General features: G+C 69.7%; 16 protein-coding genes, 1 pseudogene and 1 riboswitch. Of the genes and pseudogenes, 12 read left to right on the forward strand and 5 right to left on the reverse strand.

Annotated elements, in window-relative coordinates; all coding sequences use genetic code 11:
* Nucleotides 1–148: pseudogene (locus tag JGS39_RS40995) on the reverse strand (TetR family transcriptional regulator); the annotation flags it as partial.
* Nucleotides 149–292: 144 nt separating this feature from the next.
* Between JGS39_RS40995 and JGS39_RS22075 the strand changes: the two are divergent.
* Nucleotides 293–1,027 (forward strand): SDR family NAD(P)-dependent oxidoreductase, encoded by a 735-nt coding sequence (locus tag JGS39_RS22075; RefSeq protein ID WP_219571103.1) that lies wholly within the window; start codon nucleotides 293–295, stop codon nucleotides 1,025–1,027.
* 32 nt (nucleotides 1,028–1,059) lie between these two features.
* Entirely contained in the window at nucleotides 1,060–1,683 is a 624-nt protein-coding gene (locus JGS39_RS22080) for an NADPH-dependent F420 reductase (RefSeq protein ID WP_219571104.1), read from the forward strand.
* A gap of 83 nt (nucleotides 1,684–1,766) precedes the next feature.
* Here the strand turns inward: JGS39_RS22080 and JGS39_RS22085 are convergent, their stop codons facing one another.
* The 4 genes from JGS39_RS22085 to gcvT all read right to left on the reverse strand — a co-directional run bounded on the left by JGS39_RS22085 (nucleotide 1,767) and on the right by gcvT (nucleotide 6,179).
* Complete coding sequence (locus JGS39_RS22085; protein WP_219571105.1) at nucleotides 1,767–3,149, reverse strand: L-serine ammonia-lyase; 1,383 nt, start codon at nucleotides 3,147–3,149, stop codon at nucleotides 1,767–1,769.
* A gap of 154 nt (nucleotides 3,150–3,303) precedes the next feature.
* Nucleotides 3,304–4,563 (reverse strand): serine hydroxymethyltransferase, encoded by a 1,260-nt coding sequence (gene glyA, locus JGS39_RS22090; protein ID WP_219571106.1) that lies wholly within the window; start codon nucleotides 4,561–4,563, stop codon nucleotides 3,304–3,306.
* 20 nt (nucleotides 4,564–4,583) lie between these two features.
* Nucleotides 4,584–4,961 (reverse strand): glycine cleavage system protein GcvH, encoded by a 378-nt coding sequence (gene gcvH, locus JGS39_RS22095; RefSeq protein ID WP_219571108.1) that lies wholly within the window; start codon nucleotides 4,959–4,961, stop codon nucleotides 4,584–4,586.
* 102 nt (nucleotides 4,962–5,063) lie between these two features.
* The gene (gcvT, locus tag JGS39_RS22100) at nucleotides 5,064–6,179 is read right to left on the reverse strand and encodes a glycine cleavage system aminomethyltransferase GcvT (RefSeq protein ID WP_219571110.1); all 1,116 of its coding nucleotides are present in this window, start codon (nucleotides 6,177–6,179) and stop codon (nucleotides 5,064–5,066) included.
* A gap of 142 nt (nucleotides 6,180–6,321) precedes the next feature.
* A riboswitch (glycine riboswitch) is annotated at nucleotides 6,322–6,414 on the reverse strand.
* Nucleotides 6,415–6,581: 167 nt separating this feature from the next.
* Between gcvT and JGS39_RS22105 the strand changes: the two genes are divergently transcribed.
* The 10 genes from JGS39_RS22105 (at nucleotide 6,582) to JGS39_RS22150 (ending at nucleotide 17,502) form a co-directional block, all read left to right on the forward strand.
* Nucleotides 6,582–7,268, forward strand: a complete 687-nt coding sequence (locus tag JGS39_RS22105) for an AAA family ATPase (RefSeq protein ID WP_219571111.1) — start codon at nucleotides 6,582–6,584, stop codon at nucleotides 7,266–7,268.
* A 103-nt stretch (nucleotides 7,269–7,371) separates the two neighbouring features.
* On the forward strand, nucleotides 7,372–8,142 hold the full coding sequence (locus JGS39_RS22110) for an enhanced serine sensitivity protein SseB (RefSeq protein WP_219571113.1): 771 nt from the start codon (nucleotides 7,372–7,374) through the stop codon (nucleotides 8,140–8,142).
* A gap of 173 nt (nucleotides 8,143–8,315) precedes the next feature.
* Nucleotides 8,316–9,122 (forward strand): enhanced serine sensitivity protein SseB C-terminal domain-containing protein, encoded by an 807-nt coding sequence (locus tag JGS39_RS22115; RefSeq protein ID WP_219571115.1) that lies wholly within the window; start codon nucleotides 8,316–8,318, stop codon nucleotides 9,120–9,122.
* Nucleotides 9,123–9,516: 394 nt separating this feature from the next.
* The gene (locus JGS39_RS22120) at nucleotides 9,517–10,509 is read left to right on the forward strand and encodes an ABC transporter permease (protein ID WP_219571117.1); all 993 of its coding nucleotides are present in this window, start codon (nucleotides 9,517–9,519) and stop codon (nucleotides 10,507–10,509) included.
* Between the two features lie 44 nt (nucleotides 10,510–10,553).
* A complete protein-coding gene (locus tag JGS39_RS22125) occupies nucleotides 10,554–12,314 on the forward strand; it encodes an ABC transporter substrate-binding protein (protein ID WP_219571119.1) in 1,761 nt (586 codons plus the stop codon).
* Nucleotides 12,315–12,404: 90 nt separating this feature from the next.
* A complete protein-coding gene (locus tag JGS39_RS22130; RefSeq protein ID WP_187285412.1) occupies nucleotides 12,405–13,394 on the forward strand; it encodes an ABC transporter permease in 990 nt (329 codons plus the stop codon).
* Entirely contained in the window at nucleotides 13,391–14,479 is a 1,089-nt protein-coding gene (locus JGS39_RS22135; RefSeq protein WP_219571120.1) for an ABC transporter ATP-binding protein, read from the forward strand. Before JGS39_RS22130 ends, JGS39_RS22135 begins: the two co-directional genes overlap by 4 nt.
* The gene (locus JGS39_RS22140) at nucleotides 14,476–15,801 is read left to right on the forward strand and encodes an ABC transporter ATP-binding protein (RefSeq protein ID WP_308120600.1); all 1,326 of its coding nucleotides are present in this window, start codon (nucleotides 14,476–14,478) and stop codon (nucleotides 15,799–15,801) included. The genes JGS39_RS22135 and JGS39_RS22140 overlap by 4 nt, the downstream gene beginning before the upstream one ends.
* 18 nt (nucleotides 15,802–15,819) lie before the next feature.
* Nucleotides 15,820–16,479: a trimeric intracellular cation channel family protein gene (locus JGS39_RS22145; protein ID WP_219571121.1), complete on the forward strand. Its 660-nt coding sequence runs from the start codon at nucleotides 15,820–15,822 to the stop codon at nucleotides 16,477–16,479.
* Nucleotides 16,480–16,635: 156 nt separating this feature from the next.
* Nucleotides 16,636–17,502, forward strand: coding sequence for a thioesterase family protein (locus tag JGS39_RS22150; RefSeq protein WP_219571122.1), 867 nt, complete (start codon nucleotides 16,636–16,638; stop codon nucleotides 17,500–17,502).
* Nucleotides 17,503–17,598 lie beyond the last annotated feature (96 nt).

Consider the following 17,598-nt stretch of genomic DNA (forward strand, 5'->3'; position numbering starts at 1 on the left):
CCCCACGGGCCGCCGCCGCGCAGAGCTGGTCCATGCCGGTGCGGTTGATGCCCTGTTCGCGGAACAGCTGCTGGGACGCGCCGAGGATGCGCTCGCGAGCGCCCCTGCCGCGGCGGCGGCCCGTGGGGCCCTTCTCCAACTCCGTCATGGGGCCATCGTACCGCAGCTGGGTAACGACCGGTGTACATAGTTTGCGTCCCGGCTGCCCGCCCCGTAGCGTAAGCACACAGGACGGTGTACTTAACGTCGTCGTCCCAGGTGCGCACGGCACCATCGACCCGAGGGAATGACTATGGGAAAGCTCGACGGCAAGGTCGCGGTCATCACCGGCGGCACCACCGGCATGGCGCTGGCAGGCGCGAAGCTCTTCGTCGACGAGGGCGCCCACGTCTTCATCACCGGCCGCCGCCAGGACGCCCTGGACGAGGCCGTGAAGCAGATCGGCCGCAACGTCACCGGTGTCCGGGGCGACGCCGCCGACCTGGACGACCTGGACCGCCTGTACGACACCGTCAGGCGGGAGAAGGGGAGCGTCGACGTGCTGTGGGCCAGTGCGGGCGGGGGCGAGCCCGCCGCGCTCGGCGAGATCACCGAGGCCCACTTCGACGCCGCGTTCTCCCTCAACGCCCGCGGCACCCTGTTCACCGTCCAGAAGGCCCTCCCGCTCTTCAACGACGGCGGCTCCATCCTCATGACCGGCTCCAACGCCTCCCTCGGCGCCTTCCCGGGCTGGAGCGTCTACGCCGGCAGCAAGGCCGTCCAGCAGGCATGGGCCCGCGTCTGGCTCAACGAGCTCAAGGACCGCCGCATCCGCGTCAACGTCCTGACCCCCGGCCAGGTCGCTACCGCCAAGCAGGCAGAACTCTTCGACGAGGCCACCAAGCGCCAGTTCGAGTCCCTCATCCCCCGCGGCCGGATGGGCCGCCCCGACGAAATCGCCACCGCCGCCCTCTTCCTCGCCTCCGACGACTCCAGCTACGTCAACGGAATGGAACTCGTCGCCGACGGCGGCACCACCGCCATCTGAACCCGACAACCACCACCAGGGCAGGACACCTCATGAGTAACATCAGCATCATCGGCACCGGGAACATGGCCCGCACCATCGGAGCGCGGGCGCTAGCGGGCGGCAACACCGTCGAGGTCATGGGCCGCGATCAGTCCAAGGCCGCCGACCTGGCCGAGGCGCTCGGCGACGGCGCCACGACGGGAGAGTGGGGCACCGCCCCGGCCGGGGACATCGTCATCGTGGCCCTGTTGTACGACGGCGTGGTGCCGGCCGTCGCCCGGTACGGAGACGCGCTCGCGGGCAAGGTCATCGTCGACATCAGCAATCCCTTCAACCCCACGTTCGACGGGCTGGCCCACCGCGAGCAGACCTCGATCGCGCAGGAAGTCGCCAAGGTGGCCCCGGCCGGCGCCGGCGTGGTGAAGGCGTTCAACACCGTCTTCCGCCATGTCCTGGAGAAGGGCCGGCCCGACGTCTTCATCGCGGGCGACGACGCGCGGGCCAAGGCACGTGTGGAAGCGTTCGTCGAGAGCCTCGGGCTGCGCCCGCTGGACGTCGGCGGACTGGGAATGGCGCACTGGCTGGAAGGAGCGGGCGTGCTCACGGTGGGCCTCGCCAACCACGGGGTGGGAAACCTGGACTTCGCCCTCGGCGTCACCGAACTCCCCGCCTGAGCGCAGGCACCTTCCACCGCGTGGACAGGGAAGGCCCCGACCAGCACTGCACGATGGAAAAGCGCTGGTCGGGGCCCGTCTGCCTAGCACTCGATGATGTTCACCGCGAGCCCGCCCCGCGCGGTCTCCTTGTACTTGACGCTCATGTCGGCACCCGTCTCCTTCATGGTCTTGATGACCTTGTCGAGGGAGACCTTGTGGCTGCCGTCGCCGCGCAGCGCCATCTTCGCCGCGGTGACGGCCTTCACGGCCGCCATGCCGTTGCGCTCGATGCACGGGATCTGGACGAGGCCGCCGACCGGGTCGCAGGTCAGGCCGAGGTTGTGCTCCATGCCGATCTCCGCGGCGTTCTCGACCTGTTCCGGGGTGCCGCCCAGGACCTCGGCGAGGGCGCCCGCGGCCATCGAGCAGGCGGAGCCGACCTCGCCCTGGCAGCCGACCTCGGCGCCGGAGATGGAGGCGTTCTCCTTGAACAGCATGCCGATGGCGCCGGCCGCCAGGAGGAAGCGGACGATGCTGTCGTCCTTCTCCGCCTCGGTGGCGCCGCCGGCCGCGAAGTTCATGTAGTAGTGCAGCACCGCCGGGATGATGCCGGCCGCGCCGTTCGTCGGGGCGGTGACCACGCGGCCGCCCGCGGCGTTCTCCTCGTTGACCGCCATCGCGTAGAGGGTGATCCACTCCATCGCGTGGGTCTGCGGGTCGCCCTCGGCGCGCAGCTGGCGGGCGGTGTTCGCGGCGCGGCGGCGCACCTTGAGGCCGCCGGGCAGGATGCCCTCGCGGGACATGCCGCGGGAGACGCACGCCTGCATGGCGCGCCAGATGTCGAGCAGCCCGGAGCGGATCTCTTCCTCGGTGCGCCAGGCGCGCTCGTTCTCCAGCATCAGGGAGGAGATCGACAGACCCGTGTCCCGGGCGAGGCGCAGCAGCTCGTCGCCGGTGCGGAAGGGGTGCCTGAGCGCTGTGTCGTCGGGGACGATCCGGTCCTCGCCCACCGCGTCCTCGTCCACGACGAAGCCGCCGCCGACCGAGTAGTACGTCTTCTCCAGGAGCGGGGCGCCCTCGTGGTCGTACGCGAAGACGGTCATGCCGTTGGCGTGGTACGGCAGCCTCTTGCGGCGGTGCAGGACCAGTTGCTTGTCGGCGTCGAAGGCGATCTCGTGCATGCCGAGGAGGTTGATCCGGCCGGTGGCACGGATCGCCTCGACCCGGTCGTCGGCCGTCTCGACGTCGACGGTGCGGGGGGACTCGCCCTCCAGGCCGAGCAGCACGGCCTTGGGGGTGCCGTGGCCGTGGCCGGTGGCACCGAGAGAGCCGAAGAGTTCGGCGCGTATCGAGGCGGTGTGGGCCAGCAGGCCCTCGTTCTTCAGCCGGCGCGCGAACATACGGGCCGCGCGCATGGGGCCGACCGTATGGGAGCTGGACGGGCCGATGCCGATCGAGAACAGGTCGAAGACCGAGATGGCCACGGGGTGACTCCTAAGGGTTGGTAGACGCCGTTGTCTGCCGGGTGGTGCGGTACGGGCGGGGTGGGCCCGAAGAGCGGGGACAAGGGATGGGGCACCGCGCTCACTGTTCAGTGTGCGTGGTGCCCCGCCCCAACGTGCAAATCAGCCGGTCCGGCTACTTCACACCGGGGTACAGCGGGAACTTGTCGGCGAGCGCGACGACGCGGGCCTTCAGGTCGTCCGCGTCGTACGACGGCTTCAGCGCCGACGCGATGATCTCGGCGACCTCGGTGAAGTCCTCCGTCTGGAAACCGCGGGTGGCGAGCGCCGGCGTGCCGATCCGCAGGCCCGAGGTGACCATGGGCGGCCGCGGGTCGTTGGGGATGGCGTTGCGGTTGACCGTGATGCCCAGCTCGTGGAGCCGGTCCTCGGCCTGCTGGCCGTCCAGCTCGGAGTCGCGCAGGTCGACGAGGACCAGGTGCACGTCCGTACCGCCGGACAGGACGGAGACGCCGACCTCGGTGACGTCCGGCTGCACCAGGCGCTCGGCCAGGATGCGGGCGCCGTCCAGAGTGCGCTGCTGGCGCTCCTTGAACTCCTCGGTCGCCGCCACCTTGAACGAGACGGCCTTGGCCGCGATCACGTGCTCCAGCGGGCCGCCCTGCTGACCCGGGAAGACCGCCGAGTTGATCTTCTTGGCGAGCTCCTGGGTGGAGAGGATCACGCCACCGCGCGGACCGCCGAGGGTCTTGTGCGTGGTGGTGGTGACGACGTGGGCGTGCGGCACCGGGTTGGGGTGCAGGCCCGCGGCGACCAGACCGGCGAAGTGCGCCATGTCGACCATCAGGTACGCGCCGACCTCGTCCGCGATGCGGCGGAAGGCGGCGAAGTCCAGCTGACGGGGGTAGGCGGACCAGCCGGCCACGATCAGCTTGGGCTTGGACTCCTTGGCGAGGCGCTCGACCTCGGCCATGTCCACGACGCCCGTGTCGTCGACGTGGTACGGGACCACGTTGTAGAGCTTGCCGGAGAAGTTGATCTTCATGCCGTGGGTCAGGTGACCGCCGTGGGCCAGGTTCAGGCCCATGATCGTGTCGCCCGGCTTCAGCAGCGCGAACATCGCGGCGGCGTTGGCCTGCGCGCCGGAGTGCGGCTGCACGTTCGCGGCCTCGGCGCCGAAGAGCGCCTTGATGCGGTCGATCGCGATCTGCTCGACCACGTCGACGTGCTCACAGCCGCCGTAGTAGCGGCGGCCGGGGTAGCCCTCGGCGTACTTGTTGGTCAGGACGGAGCCCTGGGCCTCCATGACCGCGACCGGAGCGAAGTTCTCCGAGGCGATCATCTCGAGGGTGGACTGCTGACGGTGGAGCTCGGCGTCGACAGCGGCGGCGACGTCCGGGTCCAGCTCGTGGAGGGAGGAGTTCAGAAGCGACATCAGGTGGTCCCTTGGGGTCTTTAGTTGCCGGAGAACGCGGTGTACTCGTCGGCGGAGAGCAGGTCGGCGGGCTCATCCGTGACGCGCACCTTGAACAGCCAGCCGCCTTCGAACGGAGCGGAGTTCACCAGCGACGGGTCGTCCACGACGTCCGCGTTCGCGGCCGTGACCTCGCCGGTCACCGGCGAGTACAGGTCGCTGACCGACTTGGTCGACTCCAGCTCGCCGCAGGTCTCGCCCGCGGTCACGGTGTCGCCGACCTCGGGAAGCTGGACGTAGACGACGTCACCGAGCGCGTTGGCCGCGTGCTCCGTGATGCCGATCGTGGCCACACCGTCCTCGACGGCCGACAGCCACTCGTGCTCCTTGCTGTACCGCAGCTGCTGGGGGTTGCTCATGACCTGAATTCTCCTGTACGCGGGGGAGTGCTGATGAACGGTGGTCTTACGGTGTGAGACAGGACTGCGTCACGTACGCAGCGCCCGTCGCGCCCCGTGGTTCTACTTCTGGCGCTTGTAGAACGGCAGAGCCACGACCTCGTACGGCTCGTGGCTGCCCCGGATGTCCACGCCGACGCCCTCGGTGCCGGGCGTGGCGTGCGCGGCGTCGACGTACGCCATGGCGATCGGCCTGCCGAGCGTGGGCGAGGGCGCGCCCGAGGTGACCTCGCCGATGACCTCGCCGTTCGCGACGACCGAGAACCCGGCGCGCGGCACCCGGCGGCCCTCGGCCACCAGGCCGACGAGCTTGCGGGGCGGGGCGGTCTCGGCGCGCTCGGCGGCGGCCTCCAGGGCCTTGCGCCCGACGAAGTCGCCCTCCTTCTCGAACTTCACGACCCGCCCGAGACCGGCGTCGAACGGCGTCAGCGCCGTGGTCAGCTCGTGTCCGTACAGCGGCATGCCGGCCTCCAGGCGCAGCGTGTCGCGGCAGGAGAGCCCGCACGGGATCAGGCCACGCGAGGCACCGGCCTCGGTGAGGGCCTTCCACAGCTGCTCGGCGTGCCCGGGCGCGACGAACAGCTCGAAGCCGTCCTCGCCGGTGTAGCCGGTGCGGGCGATGAGCGCGGGGACCCCGGCGACCGTGCCGGGCAGCCCGGCGTAGTACTTCAGGCCGTCCAGGTCGGCGTCGGTGACGGCGGCCAGGATGGCGGGGGACTCGGGGCCCTGGACGGCGAGCAGCGCGTACGCGTCGCGGTCGTCGCGGACCTCGGCGTCGAAGCCCTCGGCGCGCGCGGTCAGCGCGTCCAGCACGATCTGCGCGTTGCCGGCGTTGGCGACCACCATGTACTCGGTCTCGCCCAGCCGGTAGACGATCAGGTCGTCCAGGATGCCGCCGTCCTCGGCGCAGATCATCGTGTAGCGGGCGCGGCCCACGGAGACGGTGCCGATGTTGCCGACGAGCGCGAAGTTCAGCAGCGCGACGGCCTCGGGGCCGGTGACGGTGATCTCGCCCATGTGGGAGAGGTCGAAGAGCCCGGCCTTCGTGCGGACGGCGTTGTGCTCGTCGCGCTCACTGGCGTACCGCAGGGGCATGTCCCAGCCCGCGAAGTCGGTCATGGTGGCGCCCAGCGAACGGTGCAGGGCATCGAGGGCTGTGAGGCGGGGGGCGGTGCTCATGGATAAAGGCTCCCAGGGCATGACGACGAGGACGATCCCTCCCCATCTGTCATCGGAACCTGAGAGGTTCGCCGAGAGACCCCGCAGGGGTTCGGCTTGCACCTTGGGTGGAGCCGCTGAGCGACTCGCTTTTCAGATCTGCCTCATCCACGCGGTACGGGGCCTGAGAGATTCAAGGGAGGATCTTGCTCCTTCGGCGCCCGGCACGGGGCCGGGACTCTCCCGCGCGGATTCGAGCGGCCTTTATGCAGTTGACGGGGTCATCATCGCACGCATTGCGGGAGAGTGGGGGGCCGGTACCGATGCCGGTCTCCTGAGGGATCCGGCGGGTCGGACGGTTGTGCCGCATTACCTTTTCTTTACACTTCTTGGGCAGGTGTGGTCAGCGACAGGGGGAGGGCGATGACGTTGCAGCGGTACGCGACGACCGCGGGGGTCGCGCACGGCGCACTGCCCGCGCAGCCGGGGGCGCCGGCCAGGGAGATCGTGGGCCCGCACGCGCCCGTCGTACGGGATCTGCGGCAGCGGGACGGGCGCAGCCCGCGCGGCCTGCACTTCGCGGCCGGCGACGTGGTGGTGGTCTCCGGGCTGCCCGGCAGCGGCAAGTCGACGCTCATCGACCGGGCCGTCTCGGCGCACGCCATCGACTCCCAGAACACCAGGGACCGCTGGGCGGCCCGGCTGCCCCGCTTACTCCCCTACGCCCTCTACCGCCCGCTCGTCCGCGTCGCCCACTACTGGGGGCTGTGGCGGGTGCTGCGCTCCGGCGCCTCCGTCGTCGTCCACGACTGCGGCACCCAGGCCTGGGTGCGCGGCTGGCTGGCCCGCGACGCCCGGCGCCGCGGCCACACCCTTCACCTCGTCCTCCTCGACGTCACCCCGCGGACGGCGAGGGAGGGACAGCGCGAGCGCGGACGCGGGGTCTCCGGGTACGCCTTCGCCCGGCACCGCAAGGCCGTGGGGCGGCTGCTGCGGGACACCGAGTCGGGCCTGCTGCCGCTCGGCTGCGCCTCGGCGGTGCTGCTGGACCGGGAAGCGGCGGGCCTGCTGACGCGGATCACATTCGCAGACGCACAGAGTGAGGCCTGAAAACGACCTGTCCGATGGCTGGACAGCCCGTGTGCGACTGTCGGGTATCCGGGGCTGCGGCGTTAACCTCTTGCTGCACGACATGGGGTGAGAGAGGGAGACAGTGGACATTCCGGCACCGGCCGGGCCCCATCCGCAGGGCGGATGGCCGGCCAACGAGCTCGAAGAAGTACTGAGCGCCTCGCTCGGCAGCCCGGAGGCGGGCGGCCGGCTGGTGGAGGTGCTCGGCCGCAGTCACCTCTGGGTGCCCCTGCCCAACGGCGGCTCGCCGGACGCCAACGAACTGGATCTGCCGACGCTGGACGTCGACGGCGCCCCGTACGTCCCCGTGTTCAGCTCCGAACATCAGTTCCTCACCTGTGTCGGCGCGCACATGTCGTTCACCGTGGCCCCCGCACGCGAGTTCGCCCGGGGCCTGCCCCCGCAGCTCGGCATCGCGGTGAACCCTGGCGGTGCGGTCGGCATGCCGCTGCCGCCGCCCGCCGTCGCCGAGCTCTGCCGGACCGGGCGCACCGTGCTGGACGGGCCGGCCAGCGGCGGCCGGGTCCGGCTGTACGAGCCGGACTGGCAGGAGGAGCCCGTCGACTTCCTCTCCGCCGCGGCCGGTGAGTTCGAGGGGAGCGGTGTCGTGCTCAGCGCCCGCCGCGCTCTGGCCAGCATCGAGGGCGGCGACCCCGTCCTCTTCGTCGGCATCGAGTTCTCCACCTGGGACGGTGCCGGACGCAACGCCCCCATGGACGCCCTGGGACGGGCCCTGGGGCGCGTCGAGGTGCCGTGGCCGGTCAACCTGGTGCTGCTCGACGTCGCGCAGGACCCGGTCGCCGACTGGATGCGGGCACGGGTGCGCCCCTTCTACCAGCGCGCCGCCGAGTAGCGGTACGGCACGGGGACCGGCGCCGCGGGACGACGGCCCGGTCCCGCGGAGTCAAGTCGGTGTCAGGGCCGCCGCATAAGCTGGTTTGATGGCTGGTGCCTCGGCACCGAGCCGTCCCCGAGAGCCCGGGAGCGGCAGCCGAGACGTTGGATCGAAGAGGGGCGGGACCCAGGGTGAGTGCGGCAGGCAGCGCGGCGGCCGGGCAGGTCGAGCACATGCTGCGCCAAGTGACGCCCGGGCGCTACGACGCGTACGAGGCACTCCTCCAGGCACTGGCGGCCGACCGGATCTGGATGCTGCTCTGGCACGGCCGGGCCGGCTCGCCCGACGCCCAGTACGGGAACATGGAGATCGACGGCCTCGGTTACGCCCCCTGTGTCACCTCGGCCCAGGAGCTCTCCGCCAGCGGCTGGAACCGCGACCACGAGGTCGTCAGCGGCCGCGACATCGCCCGCGCCCTGTTCCCCGACCGCTGGGGCATCTGGCTGAATCCGCACGCCCCGGGCGGCGGAGTCGGCATCCCCTGGCTCGACCTGCGCCGGATCGCCACCGGCCTGGACCGGATGCCCGCCGGTCCGCTGCGGATCAGTGAACCCGCCATCGAGATCGCGCAGTTCTACGCGCAGCTCACGCAGCACGCCCACCACACCCCCGCGATCCGCTCGCTGCGCCGTGCCTGGGTGCAGCCCGCGCTCGGCGCCCCGTACCTCGCCATCGGTCTCGATCTGTACGACACGAGCGGCCCGTCCGTCGACGCCGTACGGGCGATGATGCAGCAGTCGATCGGCACGGTCCCGGAGGGACTCCCGGTGTCCACCGTCGCGATGGCCGACGAGTACGACCCGGTCGCGATGTGGCTGCGCGTCAACTCCCGTCCGTTCTACGACCGCGAGCCGCACGCCCCGGCCGGCCGGGGAGCGGCCGTCGCTCCCGGTTACGGATACCCGCAGGCACCCGGCCCCGCCCCGCGCGCCTACTAGGCCCGCCCGGGCCCGTCCCCAGGACCGGACAAACGGCCCCTCGTTGGACAAGGCGCCCGCCGCAGTCACCCAAATCGACACCCAATAGCGTCTGTTGGGCGTCATGTCCGTTCTGGTGGATTAGCGGCCGAGTAGTCCGCTCACTCGATCAAGCTGTCCGGATAACGGAAGATCACTCAACGCATCACGGTTGAGCAAACATTCCCCGTCAGGTCTGGCGGGTGATCGCAAAAGGGCTGAAGACTCCACGGAGCAGGTGCTCCATGCCCTTCGCGCCCCACTCACGAGCAGGGTCCGTCCGGCCGCGCACCGTCGCACGATTCAGGTTATGAAGAAGCCGCTACAGCGGCGGTCATGGGCCGGCCACCGCCGGCCGAGAGGGGTCTCCAGCGCAATGACGGCACCTATCGAGACCACCAGGGCGGATGCACAGCCCGAAGCGGTGCTGGAAGGCGCAGGCCGTAAGGAGATCGAAGGCCGCTCGCTCGGCCGCATCGCCTGGACCCGCTTCAAGCGGGACAAGGCGGCCATGGCCGGTGGCATCGTTGTCGTGCTGCTGATCCTCGCCGCCGTGCTGTCCAAGCCGCTCCAGTCGCTCCTGGGGCTCGACCCCAACGCGTTCAACCAGAGCCTGGTCGACCCCGTCATGCTGGCGCCCAAGGGCGACTTCGGCGGGATGAGCCTGGACCACCCGCTCGGTGTCGAGCCGCAGACCGGCCGCGACATCCTCGCGCGCATCCTCGAAGGCTCCTGGGTCTCCCTCGTGGTCGCCGTCGGTTCCACGATGCTGTCCGTCGTCATCGGTGTCGTCATGGGCGTCGTGGCGGGGTTCTACGGCGGCTGGGTGGACGGCGTCATCAGCCGGCTGATGGACACCTTCCTCGCCTTCCCGCTGCTGCTCTTCGCGATCTCCATCTCCGCCTCCCTCCAGGGCAACGCCTTCGGGTTGGAAGGGCTCACGCTGCGGATCGCGGTCCTGATCTTCGTGATCGGCTTCTTCAGCTGGCCCTACATCGGCCGCATCGTCCGCGCGCAGACCCTGTCGCTCAGGGAGCGCGAGTTCGTAGAGGCGGCCAAATCGCTGGGCGCCCGCGGACCGTTCATCCTCTTCCGCGAGCTGCTGCCCAACCTGATCGCGCCGATCCTCGTGTACGCGACGCTGCTGATCCCCACGAACATCCTCTTCGAGGCGTCCCTGTCCTTCCTCGGCGTGGGTATCGCGCCGCCGCAGGCGTCCTGGGGCGGCATGCTCACCCAGGCGGTCGACCTCTACGAGGTGGACCCGATGTTCATGGTCATCCCCGGTATGGCGATCTTCATCACCGTGCTGGCCTTCAATCTGCTGGGGGACGGGCTGCGTGACGCACTCGACCCTCGTGGCAAGTAATCGCGGCAATGCCGCACTGGACTAGCGAGGGGGCTTTCCTCACCATGCAGAACAGAAAGACAGCAGCCGCCATAGCGGTGGCCGTAGCGGTGTCGCTCGGCGCCTCGGCGTGCAGCAGCGACTCGGACAGCGGCGGCAAGGGCGGTGGCGGCGGCAACGCCAAGGCCGACGCCGGCCTGTCGAGCATCGTCAACGCGAGCGACAAGAAGGGGGGGACGGTCACCTACGAGCACAGCAGTGGCCCGGACTCCCTGGACCCCGGTAACACGTACTACGGCTGGGTGCAGAACTTCGCCCGCCTGTACGCGCGTTCGCTGGTGACCTTCAAGCCGGCCGCCGGCAAGGACAGCCTGCAGGTCGTTCCCGACCTGGCCACCGGCCTCGGCAAGGCCAGCGCGGACGCCAAGACCTGGACGTACACGCTCCGTAAGGGTGTGAAGTTCGAGGACGGCACCGAGATCACCTCGAAGGACGTCAAGTACGCCGTCGAGCGCTCCAACTTCGCGCCGGAGGCCCTGTCCAACGGCCCGACGTACTTCAAGGCCTACCTCGAGGGCGGCGACAAGTACAAGGGTCCGTACAAGGACAAGTCCCCCGAGGGTCTCAAGTCCATCGAGACCCCGGACGACCAGACGATCGTCTTCCACCTGAGCAAGCCGTTCGCGGACATGGACTACCTCGCCGCCTTCTCGCAGACGGCGCCGATCCAGCAGAAGGCCGACACGGGCGCCAGCTACGTGCAGAAGATGGTCTCCTCGGGTCCGTACAAGTTCTCGGCGTACGACGAGAGCAAGGGCGCGACCCTCGTCCGCAACCCGGAGTGGGACGCCAAGACGGACCCGATCCGCAAGGCGCTGCCGGACAAGATCGAGCTGAAGTTCAACGTCAACCCCACCACGGTTGACGACCACCTGCTCAACGACGTCACCACCGCGGACATCGCGGGCACGGGTCTGCAGTCCAAGACCCAGCCCAAGGTCCTCGTCAAGGCGTCCGAGAAGGCGAAGACGGACAACCCGTACGCCGGCGCCCTCCAGTACCTGGCGCTGAACGTCAACGTGAAGCCGTTCGACAACGTCGAGTGCCGCAAGGCCGTCCAGTACGCCGTCGACAAGCAGAGCATGGTCGACTCGATCGGCGGCTCGGTCAAGGGCGACCCGGCCAGCACGGTCATCCCCCCGACCGTCGCCGGTTACAAGAAGTTCGACCTGTACCCGAGCGAGGGCAGCAAGGGCGACGTCACCAAGGCCAAGGAGCACCTGACCAAGTGCGGTCAGCCCAAGGGCTTCAAGACCACGCTGACGGCGCGTTCCGACCGTCCTGACGAGGTCACGGCCGCCACGCAGCTCCAGGGCAGCCTGAAGGCGATCGGTATCACCGCCGAGATCAAGCAGTTCCCGGCGGACAAGTACTTCACCGACTTCGCGGGTGTCCCGAACTGGGTCCACAAGAACAACGCGGGCATGATGATGATGGCCTGGGGTGCCGACTGGCCGACCGGCTTCGGTTTCCTCGACCAGATCGTGAACGGCACGGCCATCAAGCCGTCCGGCGGCACGAACCTGATGGAGCTCAACGACAAGGGGATCAACGAGCTCCTGGTCAAGGGCATCGGCACCGTCGACACCACGGCGCGTAACGCGACGTGGGGCGAGGTCGACCAGAAGGTCATGGAGAACGCCTCGGTCGTTCCCCTCTTCTACCGCAAGAACCTGCTGTACCGCCCGGCCTCCGCGGCGAACGTGACCGTCACCGACGCGTACCTCGGCATGTACGACTACGTGCTCATGACGTCCACCAAGTAACACCTGTTCATCAAAAGCATCCCCTGAAAGGCAGGTGAAGGCGCCGGGCCGGCGGGCGTGACCCGTCCGCCCGCCCGGCGCCGCACGGCTGTGGCTGCGTACATCATCCGACGCGTATTCGCCGCGGTGTTGCTGCTGCTGGTGGTCAGCGCAGTCACGTTCGCGATCTTCTTCCTGGTGCCCCGCCTCGGCGGGCAGACCCTCGACTCCATGGCCGCCCAGTACGTCGGCAAGAGCCCCGACCCCGACGTCATCGCAGCGGTCAAGAAGAACCTGGGGCTCGACCAGCCCCTGTACCTCCAGTACTGGCACTTCATCAAGGGCATCGTCGTCGGTGCCGAGTACCAGTTCGGCCCCGACCCCGTCACCTGCAACGCGCCCTGCTTCGGGTACTCGTTCAAGACGCACACCGAGATCTGGCCGCAGCTCGTCGACCGCATCCCGGTCACGCTCTCGCTGGCCGTCGGTGCCGCCGTCATCTGGGTGATCTCGGGTGTCGCGATCGGTGTCGTCTCCGCACTGAAGCGGGGCTCGTTCTTCGACCGCATCTCCATGGGTGTCGCCCTCGCCGGTGTCTCCCTGCCGATGTTCTTCACCGGCCTGGTGGTCCTGGCGCTCTTCGGCAACGGGGAGTACGTACCGTTCACCGACGACCCGGTCGCCTGGGCGAGCAGCCTGGTCCTGCCCTGGTGCACACTCGCCCTCCTCTACTCCGCGCTCTACGCCCGGCTCACCCGGGCCGGGATGCTGGAGACGATGGGCGAGGACTACATCAGAACCGCGCGGGCCAAGGGCCTCAAGGAACGCAAGGTGGTCGTCAAACACGGGCTGCGCTCCGCGCTCACCCCGCTGGTCACGATCTTCGGCATGGACTTCGCACTGCTGCTGGGCGGCGCGGTCATCACCGAACGGGTCTTCTCCTTCCAGGGCCTGGGCGCCTTCGCCATCCAGGGCGTGACCACCGCCGACCTTCCCAAGGTGATGGGCGTGACCCTGGTCGCCGCCTTCTTCATCGTCATCTGCAACCTGCTGGTGGACCTCGTGTACGCCGCGATCGACCCCCGGGTGAGGCTCTCATGAGCGGCGCAACCAAGAAGGACTCCCAGGCAGCGGACGCCGTCCCGGCTCCGCGGTCCGGCGACGACCACGCGTTCCTCTCCGTACGCAACCTCAGCGTCCACTTCGACACCGACGACGGCCTGGTCAAGTCCGTCGACGGCGTCAGCTTCGACCTGGAGGCCGGCCAGACCCTCGGCATCGTCGGGGAGTCCGGCTCCGGCAAGTCCGTGACCTCACTGGGGATCATGGGCCTGCACACCTCGGAACGTGCCCGGATCGGCGGCGAGATCTGGCTCGACGGCGAGGAGCTCATCGGTTCGGGCCCCGAGCGCGTACGGAAGCTGCGCGGCCAGAAGATGGCCATGATCTTCCAGGACCCGCTCTCCGCCCTGCACCCGTACTACAGCATCGGCGCGCAGATCGTGGAGGCCCACCGGGTCCACAACAAGGTCGACAAGAAGACGGCGAGGAAGCGCGCCATCGAGATGCTCGACCGCGTCGGCATCCCCGAGCCGCACCGCCGCTACGAGGACTACCCGCACCAGTTCTCCGGCGGCATGCGCCAGCGCGCGATGATCGCGATGGCTCTGGTCAACAACCCGCAGCTGCTCATCGCCGACGAGCCGACGACCGCCCTCGACGTCACCGTCCAGGCGCAGATCCTCGACCTCATCCGCGACCTGCAGAAGGAGTTCGGCTCCGCGGTCGTCATGATCACCCACGACCTCGGTGTGGTCGCCGAGATCGCGGACAGCCTGCTCGTGATGTACGCGGGACGGTGCATCGAGCGCGGCACCGCCGAGAAGGTGTTCTACGAGCCGCAGCACCCCTACACCTGGGGTCTGCTCGGCTCGATGCCGCGGATCGACCGTGAGCAGACCGAGCGGCTCATCCCGGTCAAGGGATCGCCGCCCAGTCTCATCAACGTCCCGTCGGGCTGCGCCTTCCACCCGCGCTGCCCGTACGCCGACGTCCCGCCCGACAACATCACCCGCACCGAGCGTCCGGAGCTGCAGCAGGTCAGCGACGGGCACTACTCCGCGTGCCATATGTCGCGCGAGCAGCGCGAACGGATTTGGACCGAAGAGATTGCGCCGAAGCTGTGACTGAGCTGAAGAAGAAGACTCCCGCGCCCGCCGCGGCCGGGTCGGACGGGTCCGGTCCCGAGCCGCTCCTCAAGGTCGACGGCCTGGTCAAGCACTTCCCGATCACCAAGGGCATCCTGAAGCGCAAGGTCGGCGCGGTCCAGGCCGTGGACGGGCTCACCTTCGACGTGCGCCCCGGTGAGACCCTGGGCGTCGTCGGTGAGTCGGGCTGCGGGAAGTCGACCATGGGCCGGCTGGTGACCCGGCTCCTGGAGCCGACCGGCGGCAAGGTCGAGTTCCAGGGCCGCGACATCACCCACATGTCCGCGGGGAAGCTCCGGCCGATGCGCCGCGACATCCAGATGATCTTCCAGGACCCGTACGGTTCGCTGAACCCGCGCCACACGGTCGGCGGCATCGTCGGCACCCCCTTCCGGCTCCAGGGCGTCAAGCCCCAGGACGGCGTGAAGGCGGAGGTCCAGCGGCTGCTGGAGCTGGTCGGGCTCAACCCCGAGCACTACAACCGCTACCCGCACGAGTTCTCCGGCGGTCAGCGTCAGCGCATCGGCATCGCCCGGGCGCTCGCGCTGAAGCCGAAGCTGGTCGTCGCGGACGAGCCGGTCTCGGCGCTGGACGTGTCGATCCAGGCGCAGGTGGTGAACCTGCTGGACGACCTCCAGGACGAGCTCGGGCTCACGTACATGATCATCGCGCACGACCTCTCGGTGATCCGGCACGTCTCGGACCGGATCGCGGTCATGTACCTCGGCAAGATCGTCGAGCTCGCGGACCGCAAGTCGCTGTACGAGGCGCCGATGCACCCGTACACGAAGGCGCTGATGTCCGCGGTGCCCGTGCCGGACCCGCGCCGGCGCGGTGCCAAGAGCGACCGCATCCTGCTCAAGGGCGATGTGCCGTCGCCGATCTCGCCGCCGACCGGCTGCCGGTTCCACACCCGGTGCTGGAAGGCCACGAAGATCTGCGGGACGACCGAGCCGCCGCTGCTCCAGCTGAAGACCGGACACCAGGTGGCCTGCCACCACCCGGAGAACGGCGAGGACTTGGCACCCGGGGACGCTCCGCTGGTCGCGGACGTCATCACGGTGAAGTCGACTGCCGCGACGGCGCCGGCCGCGGAGGCGGACGAGGCGGGCACGGTGGCTGAGGAGGCTACGGAGCCCGAGGCGTCCGCGGAGGCCGCCGCGCCGGAAGCCTCGGAGGGGCCGGCCACGCCGGAGGAGTCCGCCGAGGCCGCGCCCGACGGGGACGGCGACGGCGAATCCGGCGGCAAGGCTTCCGCCGCGACACCCTCGGAAGCCTCCGAGGACAGCCCCAAGGAGTAGGACCGGGACAATTGCCCGGTGCTCAACGAACTGTTCACGCCCTCCGTCCAGCATGCGCTCGACATCGTCGGAATCTTCGTCTTCGCGATCTCCGGCGCTCTGCTCGCCGTACGCAAGAACTTCGATGTCTTCGGCATCGCGGTGCTCGCCGAGGTGACCGCGCTGGGCGGGGGGCTGTTCCGTGACGTGATCATCGGTGCGGTGCCGCCCGCCGCCTTCACGGACCTCGGCTACTTCACCACCCCGCTGCTCGCCGCCGGCCTGGTCTTCTTCCTGCACCCGCACGTCGAACGGATCCAGGTCGGCGTCAACGTCTTCGACGCGGCCGGCCTCGGGCTCTTCTGCGTCACGGGGACGGTGAAGGCCTACGACTACGGCCTCGGGCTGACCGCGTCGGCGGCGCTGGGCCTGACCACCGCGGTCGGCGGCGGTGTGCTGCGCGACGTGCTGGCCAACGAGGTGCCGTCACTGCTGCGCTGGGACCGCGATCTGTACGCGGTACCCGCCATCGTCGGGGCGGTCATGATCGTGCTCTGCATCCGCTTCGACGCGCTGAACGCCTTCACCAGCGGCTGCGCGGTGGTCACCGCGTTCGCTCTGCGGATCCTGGCGCTGCGCTACCACTGGCGCGCCCCGCGCGCCTACAACCGGCGCTCGGCGACGCCGGACGAGGGTTAGGGCGTGTCCTGGGGCCTCTCGTTCGCACCAGAGGCTGGGCTCGATCCGAACGAACGGCCCCAGGGCCTTCCGTCCCATGAGTCGCACCCATGAGTCGCACCCATGAGTCGCAGAAAAAGCTACCGCTCAGTAACGGGATCGATGTACGGTGCCTGCATGGCACAGGCAGCAACGCAGGCGGCACCGACCGCCCAGGCATCCATCGGGGACAGCGAGTTCGACCGGGACACCGCCGTCACCCTCCGCGAGGAAGGCGTCTACGACGCCGAGCTCTCCGCGGGCTGGACGATCATCCACGCCGTCAACGGCGGCTATCTGCTGGCCATGCTCGGCCGCGCCCTCGGCGAGGCCCTGCCGCACGCGGATCCCTTCTCGGTCTCGGCGCACTACCTCACCGCGTCCGTCCCCGGCCCCGCGGTGATCCGTACCCAGACCGTCCGCAGCGGGCGCACCCTCTCCACCGGCCAGGCCTCCCTCTTCCAGTACGCCGAGGACGGCACCGAGGTCGAGCGCATCCGCGTCATCGCCACCTACGGCGACCTGGACGCCCTGACCGACGACATCCGCACCTCGGCCGAGCCTCCGGCCATCCCGCCCCGCGAGCACTGCCTCGGGCCGTCGGACGGCCCCGCCCCGATCCCCGGCAGCTCCGCCATCACCGAGCGGCTCGACATCAAGCTCGACCCGGCGACCATCGGCTGGGCCATCGGGCAGCCGTCCGGCAAGGGCGAGATGCGCGGCTGGTTCGGGCTGGCGGACGGCCGCGACGCCGACGCGCTCTCGCTGCTCCTGACCGTGGACGCGCTGCCGCCGACCTCGTTCGAGCTCGGGCTCAAGGGCTGGACCCCGACCATCGAGCTCACCACCCACATCCGCTGCCGCCCGGCCCCGGGCCCCCTGCGCGTCTCCATCACCACCCGCAACCTGGCGGGCGGCTTCCTGGAGGAGGACGCGGACGTCTGGGACAGCGCGGACCGTCTGGTCGCCCAGTCCCGCCAGTTGGCCCGCGCACCGCGCAGCTGACACCTGGGGCCTCTCGTCCGGGGCGGCCGGGTCGGGCCGGGTCGGGCCGGCCGCCCCGGACGAGAGGCCCCAGGTGTCAGCTGCGCGGTGCGCGGG

The sequence above is a fragment of the Streptomyces poriferorum genome (genome assembly GCF_019399235.1).
Classification (GTDB): domain Bacteria; phylum Actinomycetota; class Actinomycetes; order Streptomycetales; family Streptomycetaceae; genus Streptomyces; species Streptomyces poriferorum.